Annotated in this window: 17 protein-coding genes and 1 pseudogene; 12 read left to right on the top strand and 6 right to left on the bottom strand. The window is 67.7% G+C overall.

All coding sequences use genetic code 11. The features are described 5' to 3' along the window. Positions 1 to 158: 158 nt before the first annotated feature. Both OH799_RS10985 and OH799_RS10980 read right to left on the bottom strand, forming a co-directional pair. Positions 159 to 1,286 carry an FAD-dependent monooxygenase gene (locus OH799_RS10985; RefSeq protein WP_406278814.1) on the bottom strand — a complete coding sequence of 376 codons (1,128 nt, stop codon included), beginning with the start codon at positions 1,284 to 1,286 and terminating at the stop codon, positions 159 to 161. A 193-nt stretch (positions 1,287 to 1,479) separates the two neighbouring features. Further along, entirely contained in the window at positions 1,480 to 2,559 is a 1,080-nt protein-coding gene (locus OH799_RS10980) for a methyltransferase (RefSeq protein WP_406278811.1), read from the bottom strand. Positions 2,560 to 2,913: 354 nt separating this feature from the next. Between OH799_RS10980 and def the strand changes: the two genes are divergently transcribed. The 4 genes and pseudogenes from def (at position 2,914) to OH799_RS10960 (ending at position 6,559) form a co-directional block, all read left to right on the top strand. Continuing rightward, entirely contained in the window at positions 2,914 to 3,480 is a 567-nt protein-coding gene (gene def, locus OH799_RS10975) for a peptide deformylase (RefSeq protein WP_406278808.1), read from the top strand. Next, positions 3,480 to 4,403: a methionyl-tRNA formyltransferase gene (gene fmt / locus OH799_RS10970; protein ID WP_406278805.1), complete on the top strand. Its 924-nt coding sequence runs from the start codon at positions 3,480 to 3,482 to the stop codon at positions 4,401 to 4,403. Before def ends, fmt begins: the two co-directional genes overlap by 1 nt. A 182-nt stretch (positions 4,404 to 4,585) precedes the next feature. Beyond that, positions 4,586 to 6,157 (top strand): RsmB/NOP family class I SAM-dependent RNA methyltransferase, encoded by a 1,572-nt coding sequence (locus OH799_RS10965; RefSeq protein ID WP_406278802.1) that lies wholly within the window; start codon positions 4,586 to 4,588, stop codon positions 6,155 to 6,157. A gap of 49 nt (positions 6,158 to 6,206) precedes the next feature. Further along, positions 6,207 to 6,559 (top strand): annotated as a pseudogene (locus tag OH799_RS10960) (MmcQ/YjbR family DNA-binding protein). Between the two features lie 6 nt (positions 6,560 to 6,565). Here the strand turns inward: OH799_RS10960 and OH799_RS10955 are convergent. Both OH799_RS10955 and OH799_RS10950 read right to left on the bottom strand, forming a co-directional pair. Further along, the gene (locus OH799_RS10955; protein ID WP_406281988.1) at positions 6,566 to 7,375 is read right to left on the bottom strand and encodes a SigB/SigF/SigG family RNA polymerase sigma factor; all 810 of its coding nucleotides are present in this window, start codon (positions 7,373 to 7,375) and stop codon (positions 6,566 to 6,568) included. A 53-nt stretch (positions 7,376 to 7,428) separates the two neighbouring features. After that, complete coding sequence (locus tag OH799_RS10950; protein WP_357261396.1) at positions 7,429 to 7,851, bottom strand: anti-sigma factor; 423 nt, start codon at positions 7,849 to 7,851, stop codon at positions 7,429 to 7,431. A gap of 96 nt (positions 7,852 to 7,947) precedes the next feature. On the opposite strand from OH799_RS10950, the gene rpe reads away from it, so the two are divergent. Next, positions 7,948 to 8,604, top strand: a complete 657-nt coding sequence (gene rpe / locus OH799_RS10945; protein ID WP_406281984.1) for a ribulose-phosphate 3-epimerase — start codon at positions 7,948 to 7,950, stop codon at positions 8,602 to 8,604. Positions 8,605 to 8,610: 6 nt separating this feature from the next. On the opposite strand, the gene OH799_RS10940 is transcribed toward rpe, so the two are convergent. Continuing rightward, positions 8,611 to 9,081: a hypothetical protein gene (locus tag OH799_RS10940; RefSeq protein WP_406278799.1), complete on the bottom strand. Its 471-nt coding sequence runs from the start codon at positions 9,079 to 9,081 to the stop codon at positions 8,611 to 8,613. 563 nt (positions 9,082 to 9,644) lie between these two features. Between OH799_RS10940 and OH799_RS10935 the strand changes: the two genes are divergently transcribed. From OH799_RS10935 to OH799_RS10920, 4 genes are all read left to right on the top strand, one after another. Further along, on the top strand, positions 9,645 to 10,268 hold the full coding sequence (locus tag OH799_RS10935; RefSeq protein ID WP_406278796.1) for a riboflavin synthase: 624 nt from the start codon (positions 9,645 to 9,647) through the stop codon (positions 10,266 to 10,268). Between the two features lie 286 nt (positions 10,269 to 10,554). Beyond that, a complete protein-coding gene (locus OH799_RS10930) occupies positions 10,555 to 11,799 on the top strand; it encodes a bifunctional 3,4-dihydroxy-2-butanone-4-phosphate synthase/GTP cyclohydrolase II (RefSeq protein ID WP_406278793.1) in 1,245 nt (414 codons plus the stop codon). Between the two features lie 31 nt (positions 11,800 to 11,830). Next, on the top strand, positions 11,831 to 12,310 hold the full coding sequence (gene ribH / locus OH799_RS10925; protein WP_406278790.1) for a 6,7-dimethyl-8-ribityllumazine synthase: 480 nt from the start codon (positions 11,831 to 11,833) through the stop codon (positions 12,308 to 12,310). A 3-nt stretch (positions 12,311 to 12,313) separates the two neighbouring features. Next, positions 12,314 to 12,814 carry a PH domain-containing protein gene (locus tag OH799_RS10920; RefSeq protein WP_406278787.1) on the top strand — a complete coding sequence of 167 codons (501 nt, stop codon included), beginning with the start codon at positions 12,314 to 12,316 and terminating at the stop codon, positions 12,812 to 12,814. 202 nt (positions 12,815 to 13,016) lie between these two features. On the opposite strand, the gene OH799_RS10915 is transcribed toward OH799_RS10920, so the two are convergent. Next, positions 13,017 to 14,972 (bottom strand): gamma-glutamyltransferase family protein, encoded by a 1,956-nt coding sequence (locus OH799_RS10915; protein WP_406278784.1) that lies wholly within the window; start codon positions 14,970 to 14,972, stop codon positions 13,017 to 13,019. Positions 14,973 to 15,129: 157 nt separating this feature from the next. On the opposite strand from OH799_RS10915, the gene OH799_RS10910 reads away from it, so the two are divergent. The 3 genes from OH799_RS10910 (at position 15,130) to uvrC (ending at position 18,430) form a co-directional block, all read left to right on the top strand. Then, positions 15,130 to 15,819 (top strand): HAD family hydrolase, encoded by a 690-nt coding sequence (locus OH799_RS10910; RefSeq protein ID WP_406278781.1) that lies wholly within the window; start codon positions 15,130 to 15,132, stop codon positions 15,817 to 15,819. 119 nt (positions 15,820 to 15,938) lie between these two features. Then, the gene (locus OH799_RS10905; RefSeq protein ID WP_406278778.1) at positions 15,939 to 16,364 is read left to right on the top strand and encodes a hypothetical protein; all 426 of its coding nucleotides are present in this window, start codon (positions 15,939 to 15,941) and stop codon (positions 16,362 to 16,364) included. Between the two features lie 56 nt (positions 16,365 to 16,420). Further along, on the top strand, positions 16,421 to 18,430 hold the full coding sequence (gene uvrC / locus OH799_RS10900) for an excinuclease ABC subunit UvrC (RefSeq protein ID WP_406278775.1): 2,010 nt from the start codon (positions 16,421 to 16,423) through the stop codon (positions 18,428 to 18,430). Positions 18,431 to 18,468: the final 38 nt, after the last annotated feature.

Below are 18,468 nucleotides of genomic sequence, written 5' to 3'. Positions count from 1 at the left end.
GGCGCACCGCGTCACCGCGGCTATCTCGCCCCGTACCGACGCGCCTGATTCGGCTCATCGCTCATCATGGCCCATACCCCGACGAAGCGGAATCACCTCAGATCAGAGCACCATTTCCTCGAACATAGGTGTGGGTCGAACACGAGGTCGGATGTCGGTCACGCCGGCGCAGCCATCGAGCGGTGGCATCGCTGCTGCACGTCGTCTGCTTCCGCGTGCCGGCCGGTGCGACCGAGGTCGGCGATTCGGACCGAGGACTCGACTACCAGTCGGCATCGCTCCAGCCGCCGCTGTGTGAAAGCGGCCAGTGCCTTCTCGACGTCGGCCGCTGCGGCCAATTCCTCGGCGAGTAGAACGCCGTCCTCGATGGCGAGAGCGGCGCCGCTGACCAATTGTGGTGAGGGCGCATGCGCGGCATCACCGATGATCACGGTGCGGCCGCGATGCCATGGGCCCTCGACCATGACCACCTGCACAGGCCGCCGCACGACCAACGCCGAATCGGTGATGAGGTCACGGACTTCGGCAACTCGCCCGCCGAACGGAGCCAATAGCCGCCGCATGCCGTCGGACAGGGTGTCCTCCGGGACCGGAGAGGGTTCCGCCTGGTTCTCGGTGAGGAACACGTACGCTCGGTCGTCGGCGATCGGGACGAGCCCAGCGTTGTTTCCAGTGCCTGCAAAGGTGTGCAGTGATGTCGCCCAGCCCGGGCGAGGTACGAGAGCCCGCCAGACCATCTGCCCGATGTAGCGCGAACTGTCGGGAATGCCGAGCAACGACCGCACCCGGGAATGGACCCCGTCGGCACCGACGACGACATCGGCGAAGCGCTCACTGCCGTCGCTGACGGTAGCCCGGACAATTTCCCCGTTGTCGTGCAGCCCGTCGATCGTGCGGCCGTAGCTGATCACGACTCCGGCGGCCAGCGCAGCCTCGCACAGGATGTCGTACAGCGCAGGCCGGCCGAGCCCGATCTGGCTGGGGCGCTTCGGACCGAGCAGCGGCGGCAAAGGGATGACATTGCGCACCTCACCGTTCGAGCCGCAGTTGCTGATTGCCGTGATTCCGTATCCGGCGGCGATGCATTCGTCGGCGAGTGCGAGCACATCGAGAGCTCGCAGACTCGGTCCAGTGAGGCTGAGACCCCAGCCGGCGACGTTGCGGCCCGGATTGATATCGACGACTTCGACGGTGACGCCGCGGCGCGCGAGCGCGATCGCGAGGGTAAGTCCGCCAACGCCGGCGCCGACCACCAGGACACGACGAGGGGAAGACGACGAACTCACAGCAGCTCCAAATGTTGTCGATGGGAAAGGGCCGGGTTGAAAGTGGGCTCGCCCGGTGTCACCGGACCATCCACTACCTTGGAAGCCGCTACTGGCGGGGTGGCCCGCTGCCCCCGGCGGCGGCAGCTGAGCGCGACCACGCAGCCACCCCGCTCGTGCTGGGGAGAACACAACATGCGTCGCGAGGACCTGGTCACTCAGCCCTGCGCGCTTCCAGGATGCTGTCGGGTGTAGCGGTGGGGGTTATGCGGACCAACTCGAATCCCGCGGCGGCGAGGAGCTGGCGGAATTCTCGTTCGGTGCGCTCGCGACCACCGGCGCTGACCATCATCTCCAGATCGAGGAAATTACCCCGATGCGGCCGATTTCCTTCGGGGAGAACTATTTCCAGTAACAACAGTCGTGCCGACCCGGTCATGGCGCGGTGCACGGTGCGCAGGATCTTCTCCACCTCATTGTCGCCCCAGTCGTGCACGATGTGTTTGAGAACATAGGCGTCACCGCCCTCGGGAACTGTATCGAAAAAGGAGCCGGCAACGACGGTGCACCGGTCTGGTGCCCGCACCTCGGCGACGATTTCGGGCAGATCGAACAGGACACCGCGGGTTTCGGGTGCTCGGGCGAGAATCTCGGCGAGCATCCTGCCCCGCCCACCGCCGACGTCGACGATCGTTCCGAATCGGTGGAAGTGACCGGCGGCCAGCATCGGTTCCAGCATCAACTCCGAAATACTGGTCATGGCGCCGTCGAAGACGGCACCGAATTCCCGGTCTTTGCGGACGTAATCGAAGAACGGAAGACCGTCCATGCCCTCGGGAATGACCGCGGTACCGGTACGCACCGCATCACTCAGGTATGACCAGTACTGCCGATGCTGGGGAGACCCGATGAACAGCGCGAAGTTGCGCATGGACACCGGCGCGTCCGCGCGTAGGGGTTCGGCGAGCGGTGTCAGACCGTAGGTTCCGTCGGGGTGCTGAGTGAAGATGTCCTGGCTGATCAGCCAGCGAAGCAGCCGCCGCAGGTAGTCGGGATCGGCGTCGATGTCGGCCGCCAGATCCGCGAGACCGCGTGGGCCGGCGGCCAACGCGTCGGCAATGCCGAGCTGAGCAGCGGCACAGACGGCCTGTGCGGTAGAGGCGGCGGCAATCATCTCGAACAGGGCGAGAGGCGGGGGTGTGAGCCTCCGGTTCAGCGCCGTGAACGCGGCGCGAATCCGTTCGACGATCCGGATCACGGGCAGCGGTGGAACCTTGTTCTTGCTTGCAGCCATCGGGGTATTGTGCGGTACTCAGCCGATTTCGGCAGGTTGAAGGCGCGCCATGCCGGCCCTATCCACCCGGACGCCGTGCTCTGGCGGTGCGGGCACGGTGCCGACCGAGCTGTCACGGACCGAGGTGAAACGAGGACGCGGGCTTTGCGCCGAGGACCGCGTGAGTGCGAGGAACTGCGGGAAAGGCTGCTCTGAGGGTCGCTGACCAGGTCGTTTCGGGCGGCCGGGCGGGGGGCTCGACACCCCGCCCGGTCCGCATAGGAGTTCTACCAGCTTCCGGCTGGTGAATCGGGGATATCCGCGTCGTCTCACTAGAATGAGACGACCGCGTTCGTCCGATTCCGGGAGCCAGCCGTGACCATTCAGCCCGTTCGCCTGTTCGGCGATCCCATCCTGCGTGCCCGCGCCATGGAGGTCACCGCATTCGACCGCGACCTGCGACAGCTGGTGACCGACTTGACCGAGACCATGCACGACGACGGCGGAGTCGGAATGGCGGCACCGCAGATCGGGGTTGGGCTGCGTGTGTTCGTCTACGACACCGGCGACGCCGCCGGACACCTGGTGAACCCGCAGTGGCAGGTCATCGGTGACGAGGAGCAGGTCGGTCCGGAGGGCTGCCTGTCGATACCCGGTGTGCGTTACGACACGCGGCGCGCGCGGCGCGTGCGCGCGTCCGGTGTGGACCTGGACGGCGCGCCGGTCACATGGCAGGCGGAGGGGCTGCTCGCACGGTGCGTGCAGCACGAGACAGATCACCTCGACGGTGTGCTGTTCATCGATCGCCTCGACCCGGCCCAGCGCAAGGAGGCGATGCGGACCATCCGCGAATCCGAGTGGTTCTCCGCGGGGTCGACGGTACGGCCGGCGCGGTCGATGAGTGGAACGGGCCAGGCCAACCCGTTCGGGCTGGGCCGTTGATGCGCATCGTCTTCGCGGGGACCCCCGAACCGGCGGTGCCGTCGCTGCGGCGCTTCCTGGAATCGGGGCGCCACGAGCTGGTCGCGGTGGTCACCCGGCCGGATGCGGTGGCAGGGCGGGGTCGCAAGGTGACCAGGTCGCCGGTCGGCAGGCTGGCCGACGAGTACGGCATTCCCGTGTTCACGCCGCGGCGGCCATCCGAACCCGAATTCATTGCGCAACTCACCGAACTGGCGCCGGACTGCTGCCCGGTTGTGGCTTACGGCGCGCTGCTGCCCCAGCAGGTGCTCGATGTCCCCCGGTTCGGCTGGATCAACCTGCACTTCTCGCTGCTGCCCGCCTGGCGTGGGGCCGCCCCGGTGCAGGCGGCGATCGATGCGGGCGACGAGATCACCGGCGCGTCGACCTTCCAAATCGAGGCCGGACTGGACACGGGCCCGGTGTTCGGCATGGTGACCGAGAAGATCTCCGTCACCGACACCGCGGGTACGCTGCTGGAGCGACTCGCCGACAGTGGCGCCCGGCTTCTCGAGGCGACCCTGGATGGTCTGGAAGACGGGTCGCTGCAATCGGTTCCGCAGTCCAACGACGGCGTCTCCTACGCGCCGAAGGTCGGCGTCGAGGCCGGGCACGTCCGGTGGGATCAGCCCGCGCTGGCCATCGGCAGACGTATCCGCGCCGTCACTCCCGCGCCGGGTGCGTGGACCGAGGTCGACGGCACCCGACTCAAACTGGGCCCGGTCGAGCTGGTCGAGGAGGTGTTGCCGGAGCGGGCGATCGAGGTCCGTAAGACCGGAGTCTTCATCGGCACCGCGACCACCGCGGTGCGGCTGGATCAGGTTCAGCCGCCGGGCAAGCGCATGATGGCCGCCCTCGACTGGGCGCGTGGTGCGCGCCTGCGGCCAGGCGCGGTGGTCGAGTGAACCCGCGCGAAAACCGGAGTGGCGACGACAGCGAACGCAGTGGGCGGCGCGGCGGTGAACGGGATGCCGCGGCGAAGCGTAGGAATCGGTCCGGCGGCACCGGTCGTGCCCGTGCCCAAGGTGCGCAGCCGAGCGGCACACGGCAGCGGAATTCGGCCGATAGCGGCGACCATCCGAAGCGCGTGACGCAGAACCGGAACGGTACCGGGCAGTCACGGGCCGCCGAGCAGCGTTCTCGGGGCGGTGGCCAGGGCGAGGCGGGCGGGCGCAACCGTGACGAACGGCGTGCCGCCACGGGGCAGCGGGCGACGGCGGGTCGAGCAGATCGTTCCGCCGAGCAGCGCCCGGCGCGCGCTACCACGAAGTCGAAAACTGCTGCGAGTCAAGGTGCGCCGGGCGTCGGCCGATCTGCCCGACACGAGAACGTCGATCCGCCGCGGTCGATTGCCAGGGATGTGCTGCGCGCGGTGCGCGAACGTGACGCCTACGCCAATCTTGTCCTGCCCGCTCTGCTGCGCGACCGCGGGTTGTCCGGGCGGGACGCGGCCTTGGCGACCGAACTCGCTTATGGAGCGTGCCGGTCGCTGGGGCTGCTCGACGCGGTGATCGCCCAGGGCGCCGGCAGGCCGATCGAGGAGATCGACGGGCCGTTGCTGGACGTACTGCGGTTGGGTGCCTATCAGCTGCTGCGGACCAGGATCGGCGCGCACGCCGCGGTCGATACTTCCGTGGCCCTGGCTCGCGGCGAATTCGGCGCGGGCAAGGCCGGTTTCGTGAACGCCGTGCTGCGGCGGGCGGGCGAGCGGACCACCGAGCAATGGGTCGAGGCGCTCGCGCCCGCCGACCCTGTCGGCAGGTTGGCCTTCGAGTATGCGCATCCGGTGTGGATCGCGCAGGCATTCGCCGACGCGCTCGGCGCGCGGGCAGGGGAGCTGCGCGAGGCGCTCGCCGCGGACGACGCCCGACCGCTCGTGCATCTGGTGGCCAGACCCGGCGATATCACCGCGGAGGAACTCGCACTGGTGATCGGTGGCGAGGAAGGTCGATGGTCGCCGTATGCGGTGTACCTGGAAGGCGGCGACCCCGGCAAGCTCGAGCCGGTGCGCGAGGGCATGGCAGCAGTGCAGGACGAAGGCAGCCAGTTGGTCGCGCTCGCGCTGACGCGGGCCGCACTCGATGGTGAAGACAACGGCCGCTGGCTCGACCTGTGCGCGGGACCAGGCGGCAAGGCCGCACTGCTCGGGGCGATCGCCGCGATCGACGGCTTCCGGGTCGACGCGGTCGAGCCCGCCGAGCACCGCGCCGAGCTGGTGCGCAAAACGGTGCGCGACCTTCCGGTCGACGTCCACGTAGCCGATGGCCGCGCCAGCGGACTGACCCGCGGCTACGACCGCATCCTGGTGGATGCCCCATGCACCGGCCTTGGCGCACTGCGCCGCAGGCCGGAGGCGCGTTGGCGGCGGACCCCGGGCGATGTCCGTGAACTGGTCGTGCTGCAGCGCGAATTACTCACCGCCGCATGGGATCTGCTGCGTCCGGGTGGGGTCGTCGTGTACTCGACCTGTTCCCCACACCTGGCGGAGACGGTGTCTATCGTCGCCGATGGCGTGCGTCGCCTGGGCGCAGAGCAGTTGGACACCCGCGACCTGCTGCCCGGCGTCACCGACGTTGGCGACGGGCCAGCGGCACAACTGTGGCCGCACCGGCACGGCACCGACGCGATGTTCCTGGCCGCGCTCCGCAAGCCGCGCTGAGTTCCATTCGTCCAAGCGTGGACGCTCGGTCCTGCCGCACACTCGGATCATGACGATGACCTGGCGGGACGTAGTGGCTTTGGCGACCGATCTCCCGGGCGTCGAATAAGCGACCTGGTGGCGCAGCCCGGCATTGAAGGTTGACGGCAAGGGGTTCGCCCGGCTGCGCCGCGAGGCCGGAGGGCAGGCTCGTGCTGGCCTGCGAGATGGTCGAGAAACAGGCGCTGTTGGCCTCCGGCGATCCCGCCTACTACAACCACGCCGCACTATGACGGCCACGCCTACATCCTCGTCGACCTGGATCGCGTTGCCCCCGATCAGCTGCGTGAGATGTTGGACGCCGCTTGGTGGCTCACCGCCCCGGCGAAGGCGCGCAGAGTGCGCGAACGCGGACAGGGTTGAGTATCGTCACTCTCGACTGGACTGATCGCGCAGGCGGGCAAGGGTTTTCGCGAGGATACGCGACACGTGCATCTGCGAGATTCCCATCTGCTGCGCGATCTGGGTTTGCGTCATCGATTCGAAGAATCGCATGGTGAGGATTCGGCGTTCCCGCTCGGGCAGTCCGGCCAGCAGCGGCCGGATCGCGACGTATTCCTCGACGCGGTCGAACTGGGACTCTTCCTCGCCGAGGGTGTCCAGCAGCGAGGCTTCGGTATCGCGGCCGAGTGTGGCCGCGTCGATCGAGCTCGGCTGGTAGGCGTTGCCCGCGATGACGGCCTGGGTCACCTCGTCCGGATCGACGTCCAGCTCCGCCGCGATCTCCTTTGCGGTCGGCGCGCGGCCGAGGCTTTGCGAGAGCGAGTCGATCGCCGCGCCGATGCGCAGGTGAGTTTCCTTCACCCGCCGCGGCACTCGCATCGCCCACGTATTGTCGCGGAAGTAGCGGCGGACCTCGCCCATGATGGTCGGCACCGCGAAGGATAGGAAGTTCGATCCCCGCTCGACATCGAAGCGGTCCACCGCGTGCACCAGACCAACTCTGGCCACCTGGGTGAGGTCATCGAACGGTTCGCCGCGTCCGCTGAACTTGCGTGCGATGTGGTCAGCGAGCGGGATGCAGCGACCGATCAGTTCCGCGCGGAGCGCGGTGTGCCGCGCTGTGCCCGGCTCACTGGCGGTGAGCTGCCCGAAGAGAAGTCCGACATCGTCATAAGCGGGGACCGCGCCAGCGGCTTCGAGGGTTTCGCTCTCCTTGGCGGCGTCCTCCGTGGTCAGCGTGTCGGCGTCGTCGTCTCGTTGGGATTCGGACACGGTTTCCTCGTCGGTCACTACGCCTTCCCTCGGAGCCGACGGAACTCGACCCTCGTCGGATACCCGGAAACCGTCGAATCGAACGAATCCTGTGTCGCGTCCACCGTGTCGGTGAGCGTGCGCAGCACATGCCAGCCGAAGCTGCGCTGGTCGGGCAGCCCCGGCTTCTCCGCGATCCCGTCGACCCGGACGAGCAGCTCGGTGTCACCGACGGTGAACCGGCAGTTCAAGCTGGTTTCCTGTGCCGCGACCGCGATCAGCGTCGAGCAGACCTCGTCGACGGCAAGCCGGATGTCGGCCACCTCATCCAGCGTGAAATCGCTGAGTAGGACGAGGGTTTCGGCGAGCCCACGCACGATGGGCAGCTGTGTCACCGATGCGGCCACCCGAATCTCCACCGGGGTGCTGTAGAGCCCCTGTTCCGCCGAAATATTGATCACCCTATGCAGGCTACCCACTCCCGCGCTGGGCAACCCTACCGACCGATAGACTGCCGCGTTGTGTCCAACCCGACTTTCCCGCGTCCGGCCGTCCCGATGATCGCCCCGTCCATCTTGTCCGCCGACTTCGCGCACCTCGCGGACGAGGTGCGGGCGGTCAAGGGCGCCGACTGGCTGCATGTCGACGTGATGGACGCGCACTTCGTGCCGAACCTCACGATCGGTCTTCCTGTGGTCGAAAGCCTGCTGAAGGCGACCGATATCCCACTGGACTGCCACCTCATGATCGATGACCCGGGCCGCTGGGCGCCGCCGTACGCCGAGGCGGGCGCATACAACGTCACCTTTCACGCGGAGGCTACCGACGATCCGATCGCGGTCGCGCGCGACATTCGCGCGGCGGGCGCCAAGGCCGGGCTTTCCGTCAAGCCCAACACGCCCATCGAACCGTATCTGGAGATCCTGCGCGAGTTCGACACACTGCTCGTGATGAGCGTGGAGCCGGGCTTCGGCGGGCAGTCGTTCATTTCGCACGTGCTGGAGAAGGCACGTATCGTGCGCAACCTCGTCGACTCCGGCGAGCTGCGGTTGGTGGTCGAGATCGACGGCGGCATCAACGCCGACACCATCGAGGCCGCCGCGGAAGCGGGCGTCGATTGCTTCGTCGCCGGGTCCGCGGTCTACAACACCGCGGACCCCGGGGCCACCGTGCAGGCGCTGCGCAGTACGGCGGCCTCGGCGCGGACGCGCTGAAACTTCTTACCCCACGCGAACTTTCCGCGTGCCGACCTCCCGCGTCGCCTCGATCACGGCGCTGAGCGGCGGCCGGGGCGACGCAACCTCCGGTGGTCGGATCCAGGTGCGGTAGCCGGTGCGCTCGTCCTCCGGCGAGGGCAGCACGACCTGGCTGCCGGTACACGCGACCGTGGCATACAGCCGGAACAATTGGGCTGAGACGCCGGCGCTGAGCGTGTCGCGCCGGGCGTGCCCGGTGAGGAACGTCCAGAGCCGAGCACGTGGATGTTCGACAACCGGACCGGCGAGCCCGGCCTGGACGAGTCGTTGCTGTACTCGCTCGCCGAGATCGGCGGGCATCGTGATGGCGCCGTAATCAGCGCCGATATGCAGCAGAATCCGGCGCGAGGTGGGATCGACCGCTGCGGGCAGATCGAATTCGCGGCGATACTGCGAGCAGCGGACTTCCAGCGCCGAATCGAGAATGGCGGTCACGCCGTGCCCCCGACTGTGTCGAACTTGATTTGGCCCACTGTGTTTTCGGCTTTCTCGAGTTGTGGACATCCTGGGTTGAACTTCTGGGGTGTACTGCGGCCCCACGTTCAACCGCTCCACGTCGAACTGCTCTGCGGGAAGCTGAACGGGGCGCATCAGTCATATGACGATATCGCCTGCATTTCCATCTGTGTGCTAGTTCACGTTATAAGCGTGTTTCGGTGGGGTACTACGCGGGAATCGAACATTACGCACGCGAGCGGAAATTAATTCGGGCGGTAGCGAAAATAGGCTTGAACGGGAATCGCCTTCTTGTGATCGGCGCCGATTTCGGCATACGTGGGCAATTTTCGTTCCGCTTTCGATGGCAGATGTTTGTTCGAGCGCGACTTGCTCGCCCTGCGGTCTGCTTCCGGTCTCCCCGGCGGAGCCGGGTTTCGATCGGCCAGGCCACTGTCCGCTACGACCTGGCGTCGTTAGGCTGAGGAGGTGGCGGGAATAGCGGCCGGGGCCCGCGCTGTTCCGCAACCGGAGGACAACGACGCGACAGGGAGTCAGGGCACATGTTCACAGGCATCGTCGAGGAACTCGGCGAGATCGTCGGCAGCGAGCAGCTGGCCGACGCCGCGCGGCTGACGATCAAGGGCAAGCTGGTGACCTCCGATGCCGGACACGGTGATTCGATCGCCGTGAATGGGGTATGCCTGACGGTCGTCGAGGTGGTCGGCGGCGAGTCGTTCACCGTCGATGTGATGGCCGAGACGCTGAACCGCTCCAGCATCGGGAAGCTGGACGTCGGCTCGAAGGTGAACTTGGAGCGGGCCGCCGCGCTGAACAGCAGGCTCGGCGGCCATCTGGTGCAGGGCCACGTCGACGGCACCGGCACCGTGCTCTCGCGGACGTCGTCGGAGAACTGGGACGTGGTACGAATCTCCCTGCCCGAGCATGTCGCTCGCTACGTCGTGGAAAAGGGATCGATCACCGTCGACGGCATCTCGCTCACCGTTTCCGGTCTAGGCGTCGCCGACGAGCCCACCGAGGACGGAAGCCGCGATTGGTTCGAGGTCTCCCTGATCCCGACCACTCTGTCGCTGACCAACCTAGGCTTCGCCACCGTCGGCACCACCGTGAACCTGGAAGTGGACGTAATCGCCAAATACGTCGAACGCCTCCAGCAACGCGACTAGTCGTGTTCGATCCGCTCGGCCCCGCCCGCGTTGTGAGGCGCGAAGGTCTCGAGGGCCGTTCGGGGCGTGCTCGTGTCCGAGCGGCGAGTGCATGCGACGAAGTCGCGAGTTCCGGCCGTAGCGTGTCGCCGCCAATACCAAATCGCCCAGTCATCGCATTTCCCAGCCCCGCTGGGTGCGAGTCTCGCCTGCTCGGACGCGAGCCTTGAACACGCCGTGCGAAGGCGCGGCAAATTAGACACAGTACTGTGGTGAGGCACCTATTTCGAGATGGAGCACAGCAGACGTGACCAGGTTCGACAGCATCGAGCGCGCAGTCGCCGACATCGCCGCCGGTAAGGCGGTCGTCGTCGTTGATGACGAGGACCGCGAGAACGAGGGCGACCTCATCTTCGCGGCGGAGAAGGCCACCCCGGAGCTGGTCGCCTTCATGATCCGCTACACCTCTGGGTACATCTGCGTGCCGCTCACCGGTGACGACTGTGATCGCCTGGGTCTCCCGCCGATGTACGCGATGAACCAGGACAAGCACGGCACCGCATACACCGTCTCGGTGGACGCGCGCGAGGGCGTCACCACCGGCATCTCGGGCGCCGACCGGGCCACCACCATGCGGCTGCTCGCCGACGCCGACGCGAAGGCCGACGACTTCACCAGGCCGGGCCACGTGGTGCCGTTGCGTGCCAAGGACGGTGGGGTGCTGCGCCGCCCCGGCCACACCGAGGCGGCTGTCGACCTCGCCAGGATGGCAGGGCTGCGAGCCGCGGGTGTGATTTGCGAGATCGTCAGCCAGAAGGACGAGGGTCACATGGCCCGCACCGAGGAGTTACGCGTTTTCGCCGACGAGCACGAGCTCGCGCTGATCTCCATCGCGGACATGATCGCCTGGCGGCGCAAGCACGAGAAGCACGTGGTGCGGGTCGCGGAGGCGCGTATTCCCACGTCGCACGGCGAGTTCATGGCAGTCGGTTACCAGAGCATCTACGACGAGGTCGAGCACGTCGCGCTGGTGCGTGGCGACATCAGCGACGGCGAGGACGTGCTGGTGCGCGTGCACTCGGAGTGCCTCACCGGCGATGTGTTCGGGTCGCTGCGCTGTGACTGTGGTCCGCAACTGGACGCCGCGCTGGAGATGGTCGCGGCCGAGGGCCGCGGCATTGTGCTGTACATGCGCGGCCACGAAGGGCGCGGTATCGGCCTGATGCACAAGCTGCAGGCCTACCAGCTGCAGGATTCCGGCCACGACACGGTCGACGCGAACCTGGAACTCGGCCTGCCCGCCGATGCCCGCGACTACGGCACCGGCGCCCAGATCTTGGTGGATCTCGGTCTCCGCTCGATGCGTTTGCTCACCAACAACCCGGCCAAGCGTGTTGGTCTGGACGGCTATGGCCTGCGGATCACCGATCGAGTGCCGATGCCGTTGCGCGCCAACGCGGAGAACCTCCGCTACCTGCGAACAAAGCGTGACCGGATGGGCCACGACCTGATCGGGCTCGACGAGCTCGATCTCGGCGAGACGGCACACTGAACTCCGAGCAGACCCGGAAAGGCGGACATCGATGAGCGGTACCGGCGTACCGACTTTCGCGCTCGAGGATGCCAAGGACCTCACCTTGGGTATCGTCGCGTCGCGCTGGCACACCCAGATCTGTGACACGCTGCTCGCGCACGCGGAGCGGGTGGCCAAGGACGCCGGCGTCCACCGGATCACGGTGGTGCGTTGCGCGGGCGCGATGGAGCTGCCGGTGGTGGCTCAGGAACTCGCCAAGGCACATGACGCGGTGGTCGCGCTCGGTGTGGTGATACGAGGTGATACACCGCATTTCGAGTACGTCTGCGATGCGGTGACCGCGGGGCTCACCCGGGTCTCGCTGGACGAGGGTACGCCCGTCGCGAACGGGGTGCTCACCACCAACAACGAGCGACAGGCGCTGGATCGGGCCGGGCTGCCGGATTCGCACGAGAACAAGGGTGAGCAGGCGGCCGCCGCGGCGTTGGATGCCGCACTGACGCTGCGGGCCCTGCGGCAGTCCGCGTAGCCGATGCCGGTCGTCCGTATCTTCCGGAGGAATGCCGGCTCGCCCGCGGCGGGGAGCGATTCGCCGGACTGGGAGTTCGAGGTGCGTCCGAGGCGGGCGGTGCGGACGGCCTGGATTGTGGCGGTCCTGATCGCGGCAGTGTTCACCGCGGGTGGTATCTGGTTGCGCAGCGGGTCGACCGGCGTGAATTTCCGCGTCGCCGACCAGGTCGCGATGATCGGGATCGGCCTGCTCGGTGCGGCGGCGGTGCTGCTGCTGACCAGACCGAGGGTGCGGGTGGGCGCGCGCGGCGTGTCTGTGCGAAACATCCTGGGCGACAATGATTTCGGGTGGGATCACATCCGCGGCGTGTCGTTCCCGGACCGAAAGTCCTGGGCGCGCCTGGAGCTGGTCGATGACGACTACGTCCCGATGCTGGCGATTCGATCCAATGACAGGGAGCATGCCGCGCAGGCGATGTCCCGGCTGCGCGAACTCGGCGCGCGATACTCCGGGAACAAGTGATCGGCACGCCCCGGGGCGGCAGACGTGCCTCCTGATGTTTCGTCCGTCGCGGGGGAGTCTTGACGTTATTCAACCTTCTCGGGGATAGTGCCGGGTAGGTGCGTTCTCGCGGAGACTTTCGCCAACGACCGGCTGAAGAATGAGCTTTACCCTGCCCGCAGGATGGAGGTCACCGCGCCGGCTATGGATCGGTGGCAGCTGTTCAGCGGGTGTCGCCCAGGACCGCGCCCTCGCGACGGGGGTCGGCGCCGCCGATCCAGCTGTCGGCGCCGTCGCGTTCGAGAGCGCTGAGACCGCTGATCTGTGGCGCGACCGAGACCTGATGGCCGAGTTGACGGAGCCGAAGTACGAGCGGGTCGTGATCGCCGTTGTCGGTCGCGTTGACCGCGGGGTGCTCGCCGCCGACGCCGGTGGTCGGGCTGTTCGCCGCGCCGAAGGCCACCGCGGAGACCGCCTGCTGCGGGTCCAAGCCCCAATCGAACATGCTGACCAGGGATTTCACCACATACTGGATGATCACCGAACCGCCGGGTGAGCCTGCGACGTGCGTCAGCTCGCCGCGTGAACCGTCGCCGGCCTTGTCGAACACCAGTGTCGGGCTCATCGAGCTGCGTGGCCGTTTGCGCGGCTGGACGCGGTTGGCCACCGGCACGCCGTCGGTGCCCAGTGGGTCGGCGTTGAAGTCGGTGAGCTGATTGTTCAGCACGAAGCCGTCGACCAGGTGGAACGAACCGAACGCCGACTCGACCGTGGTGGTCATCGCCGCGGCGTTGCCGTACTTGTCGACCACTGAAATGTGGCTGGTGCCGTGCTCGGGCGGCTGCGGGCTGGTGCCGAGTGGAACCGGGCCGAAGTCGCCGGGCTGTGCGGTGCCCATGCTGCGATTCGGGTTGATCAGCCCGGCGCGCTGCTTCAGGTAGTCCTTGTTCAGCAGGGTCTGAGCCGAATTACCAGGGAGCGGAATGAAGTCCGTGTCGGCCACGTACTTGTTACGGTCGGCGTAGGCGAGGCGCTCTGCCTCCGAGATGAGGTGCACCGCCTGGGCGTCCGGCCTGCCACCGTTGCGGTCGATGTCGTCCGGCCGCATGGCGGCCAAGTCGAAGTTCTCCAGAATGCCGAGCGTGGCGGCGACGGTGATCCCGCCGGAGGAGGGGCTCGGCATGCCGCAGACCTCGTGCGTGCGGTAGCCGGTGCACAGCGCGGTGCGCTTCTTGGCCTGGTAGCCGGCCAAGTCTTCGGTTGTGATCAGGCTCGGGGTGCGCCCGCCGGAGGACCGTCCCGAGGCGTCGACGATGTCACGTGCGATGGCGCCGGTGTAGAAGGCCTGCGCGCCGTCGGCGGCGACAGCGCCGAGCGTTTTCGCCATGGCCGGGTTGGTGAGCACGGTATCTGCGGGCTTGGGACTTCCGTCCGGGTTGAGGAAGTATGCCCGGGCGTCCTCGTCGACGGCGAGGTCCTTCGCCGACTCCGCGATCTGACCCGCAAGGCGGGGACTGATCGGGAATCCGCGATCGGCGAGCCCGATGGCCGGCTCGAAGAGATCGCGCCACCCGGTCTTGCCGTGGTCGTGGTGCACCATTTCCAGCATGCGTAGCACGCCGGGCACTCCGATGGACCGACCGCTGGCACGTGCGTTCGGCTTGGGCTCGGCCCGATCGGTGTCGCCGACCCAGCGCAGGTAGTTCTCCGTCGCTGCGGCGGGGGCGATCTCGCGGCCGTCGTAGGCGTCCACGGCTTTCGTGTTCGCGTCGTAGTAGAGCAGGAACGCGCCGCCGCCGATGCCGGAGGCCTGCGGTTCGACCAGTCCGAGCACCGTCTGCGCCGCGATCAGTGCGTCCGCCGCGGTGCCACCGTCGCGCAGCACCTCGCATGCGGCCTTCGTCGACACCGGGTTCGCGGTCGACACCGCGAAGCTGTGTGTGCGCACCGGCGTCATGCCGGAGCGGTACCCGCTCGCGATCTCCGGATTCGTGCTCAGATTCTGGGCGCCGCGGCTCGCTGGATACGCCGAGGCCGCCGCCGCGACCGGCGTGCCGTTCGGGACGGTCGCGCACACGCCACCCGCGTTGTCCTCGTCGGACGAACAGGCCGTGGCCATCCCCACGGTGAGCGCCAACGCCGCGACAGCGCCGACCCAGCTTCCTCGCTTGCGCCTCATGCCCGGACTCTATCGTCCGGCACCGACTCGCGCGACTTTCTCCAACCACCACGAAATCGCTCTGGCCGCAGCCGGTGTGGTCACTCGGCGCCGTCGAATCGGTCCTGCGGTGTTCGCGACCATGCGGGCTCGAACAGTCCGTCGGTAGGCTGGCGCGGTGACGATCGACGCCGTGTTGTTCGACTTCTCCGGGACCCTGTTTCGGCTGGAGGAGGACGAAACCTGGTATGGAGATCTGACCTGGCCCGACGGCCGGGCGTTCGACGTGCACGAGAAGGCCGAGATCATGCGGCGGATGACGGCGCCCGTCGGACAGATCGTCCAGTTCGACGCGGAGAAGCAGTACGCGTGGGACAACCGTGACCTCGACCCGGCACTGCACCGCGTCGCCATGCTGGAGGTACTGCGGAAGTCGGGCGTGCCCACCGACGAGGACGCCGAGCGGCTCTACGCCCGGCTCATCGACCCGATGCAGTGGACGCCCTACCCCGACACGGTCACTGTGTTGGAACTTCTTGCGGCACAAGGTGTCCCGGTCGCTGTTGTGAGCAATATCCCGTTCGACATCCGTCCCTCGTTCGCCGCGCGCGGCTGGGACCGGTCCATCCAGGCGTTCACGCTGTCCTACGAGGTGGGCGCGATGAAGCCGGATCCGGCGATCTTCCACACCGCCCTGCACGAACTCGGAGTGCCCGCCGACGCGACGCTGATGGTCGGCGACAGTGCCGAGGCCGACGGCGGCGCGGCGGCGCTCGGCTGCCGATTCGCTCGGGTCGACCCCCTCCCCACCACCGAGCGCCCGGAAGCCTTGCTGGCGGTCCTCCGCGGGCACGGCCTCGCGGAGTAGGTGACCGATCGGCGGCGCGTTTGCCGAAGTCCCAGTTGTCCGGGTCGGTGTCGTGTTAGCGTGCGGCTCGGCGTGTTCTTGGGCTGTGTCAATTCGTTCGGTGGAACGGGGGTACGTCTGTGGATTCGGCGTATTCGGGTGAGGATCCGGTTGTCGCCGCGGAAACGGGGATGCCGGACGCGGTTCAGGATGTGCGGGAAGCCATCTGGGGGATGGTGGGGTTTGCGATCGCCTATCCGGTCATCATGGGCGTGACGCGCGGTGCCGAAGCCGCTGCCGCGTCGTCGTCCCAGTTCTGCGTCACCTGGGCGCTTGGTCTACTGGTTCTCGGATTCGCCGAAGGCGCGCGCGCCGTGCGTACCCTCGCGCTGATTCTGGCGATCGGGCAGGCGGTCGTCGGGTGGAGTGCGATCGGCGACCTCGCGACCGTCCCGCCCGCCGTCGGTGTTCTCGCCGCCTGCTACTCGCTCGGCACGACGGCGGCCGTCGTCCACCTGCTGCGGCGGCCGGACGCGAAGGCCTGGTTCGGCGTCCGGGCGTCCTGACCGCGGCCGCTGCGGAGCCGTGCCGGGCTGTCGGACCCGGTGGATAGGCTTGACCCGTGGCAGATCCAGCGACGTACCGGCCCGCGCCGGGCACGATCCCCGTCGAACCCGGCGTCTACAAGTTCCGGGATGCCCATCGGCAGGTCATCTACGTCGGCAAGGCAAAGAGCCTGCGCAGCAGGCTGAACTCGTACTTCGCCGACGTCGCTGGTCTGCATCCGCGCACGCGGCAGATGGTCACCACGGCCGCGAGCGTCGAGTGGACGGTCGTCTCCACGGAGGTGGAGGCGCTGCAGCTGGAGTACAACTGGATCAAGGGCTTCGATCCGCGCTTCAACGTCCGCTACCGAGACGACAAGTCGTATCCGGTGCTCGCGGTCACCCTCGACGAGGAGTACCCGCGGCTATTCGTCTACCGCGGAGCACGACGCAAGGGCGTCCGGTACTTCGGCCCGTACGCGCACGCCTGGGCGATCCGCGAGACCCTCGATCTACTTCTGCGGGTGTTTCCCGCGCGCACCTGCTCCAATGGAGTCTTCAAGCGGCACAGCCAGATCGGGCGCCCGTGCCTGCTCGGGTACATCGACAAGTGCTCGGCGCCCTGCGTCGGCCGGGTGAGCGCCGACGAGCATCGCGGGATCGTCGAGGATTTCTGCGACTTCCTCGCCGGCCGCACCGACCGTATGGTCCGTGAGTTCGAGCGCCGCATGCACGACGCCGCCGAAGACCTGGACTTCGAGACCGCCGCCCGCCTGCGCGACGACATCCAAGCGCTGCGCCGCGCGTTGGAGAAGCAGGCAGTGGTGCTCGGCACCGGCACCGACGCCGACGTGATCGCCTTCGCTACCGACGAGCTGGAGGTGGCGGTGCAGGTCTTCCACGTCCGCGACGGTCGCGTGCGCGGCCAGCGCGGCTGGGTGGTCGACAAGTCGGGCGATGCCGTCGACACTCCCGAAGCCGGCGGCGAGCTGGCCGCCCTGGTCGAGCAGTTCCTCACCCAGTTCTACGGCGAGCAGGTCGCCGTGGCCGAACAGGCGACCGACGAGCGGCCCGCCACCGTGGTGCCGCGCGAGGTGCTTGTCCCCGAGTTGCCCGCCGACGTCGAGCAGGTCCAGCAGTGGCTGTCGGACCTGCGCGGCTCGGCGGTGCGACTGCGGGTACCGCAGCGCGGCGACAAGAAGGCCCTCGCCGAGACCGTGCAGCGGAACGCGATGGAAGCGCTTGCCCAGCACAAGCTCAAGCGCGCGGGCGATCTGACATCGAGATCACAAGCTCTGCAGGACATTCAGGACGCGCTGGAGCTCGACAGCGCCCCGCTGCGCATCGAGTGCGTGGACATCAGCCACGTGCAGGGCACCGACGTGGTGGCCTCGCTGGTGGTGTTCGAGGACGGTCTGCCGCGCAAATCCGAGTACCGGCACTACGCGATCAAGGAGGCCGCGGGCGACGGCCGCTCCGACGACGTCGCCAGCATCGCCGAGGTGACCCGCCGCCGGTTCCTGAAGTTGCGGCGCGAACGCGATCTGAGGGAACAGGAAGACCTCGCCGCCATCGGAAGCGATGACGACACACCCGAACTCGTCTCCCGCCCGGGCATAGACCCACACACCGGGCGTCCACGCAAGTTCGCCTATCCGCCCAACCTCTATGTAGTCGACGGCGGCGCGCCCCAGGTCGCGGCCGCCGCCGAGGTGCTCGACGAACTCGGGATCACCGACGTCGCGGTGATCGGCCTGGCCAAACGCCTCGAGGAGGTGTGGGTGCCGGGGGAGAGCGAGCCGGTGATCATGCCGCGCAACAGCGAGGCACTGTACCTGCTGCAGCGAGTCCGCGACGAGGCGCATCGCTTCGCGATCACCTTCCACCGCAGCAAACGCTCGCGTCGGATGACGGCGTCGGCGTTGGACTCGGTGCCCGGCCTCGGCACGGCACGCCGGAGCGCACTGGTCACCCATTTCGGGTCGGTAGCCAAGCTGAAGCAGGCCACGGTCGAGCAGATCACCGAGGTGCCCGGCATCGGGCTGGCAACCGCGAAGGCGGTGCTCGCCGCACTACAGGCGGAATAGTCGCTGACAGCGCACCGGAAGTTTCGGTTTCGCGTACG

The organism is Nocardia sp. NBC_00881, assembly GCF_045207455.1.
GTDB lineage: Bacteria > Actinomycetota > Actinomycetes > Mycobacteriales > Mycobacteriaceae > Nocardia.
This window is presented reverse-complemented; position numbering and strand designations above follow the sequence as displayed.

Excerpts from the sequence above, each read along its gene's own strand:
- OH799_RS10915 (WP_406278784.1), bottom strand. The coding sequence starts at position 14,972 with ATGAGGCGCAAGCGAGGAAGCTGGGTCGGCGCTGTCGCGGCGTTGGCG.
- fmt (WP_406278805.1), top strand. The coding sequence starts at position 3,480 with ATGCGCATCGTCTTCGCGGGGACCCCCGAACCGGCGGTGCCGTCGCTG.
- OH799_RS10920 (WP_406278787.1), top strand. The coding sequence starts at position 12,314 with ATGCCGGTCGTCCGTATCTTCCGGAGGAATGCCGGCTCGCCCGCGGCG.
- OH799_RS10980 (WP_406278811.1), bottom strand. The coding sequence starts at position 2,559 with ATGGCTGCAAGCAAGAACAAGGTTCCACCGCTGCCCGTGATCCGGATC.
- ribH (WP_406278790.1), top strand. The coding sequence starts at position 11,831 with ATGAGCGGTACCGGCGTACCGACTTTCGCGCTCGAGGATGCCAAGGAC.
- rpe (WP_406281984.1), top strand. The coding sequence starts at position 7,948 with ATGATCGCCCCGTCCATCTTGTCCGCCGACTTCGCGCACCTCGCGGAC.
- OH799_RS10935 (WP_406278796.1), top strand. The coding sequence starts at position 9,645 with ATGTTCACAGGCATCGTCGAGGAACTCGGCGAGATCGTCGGCAGCGAG.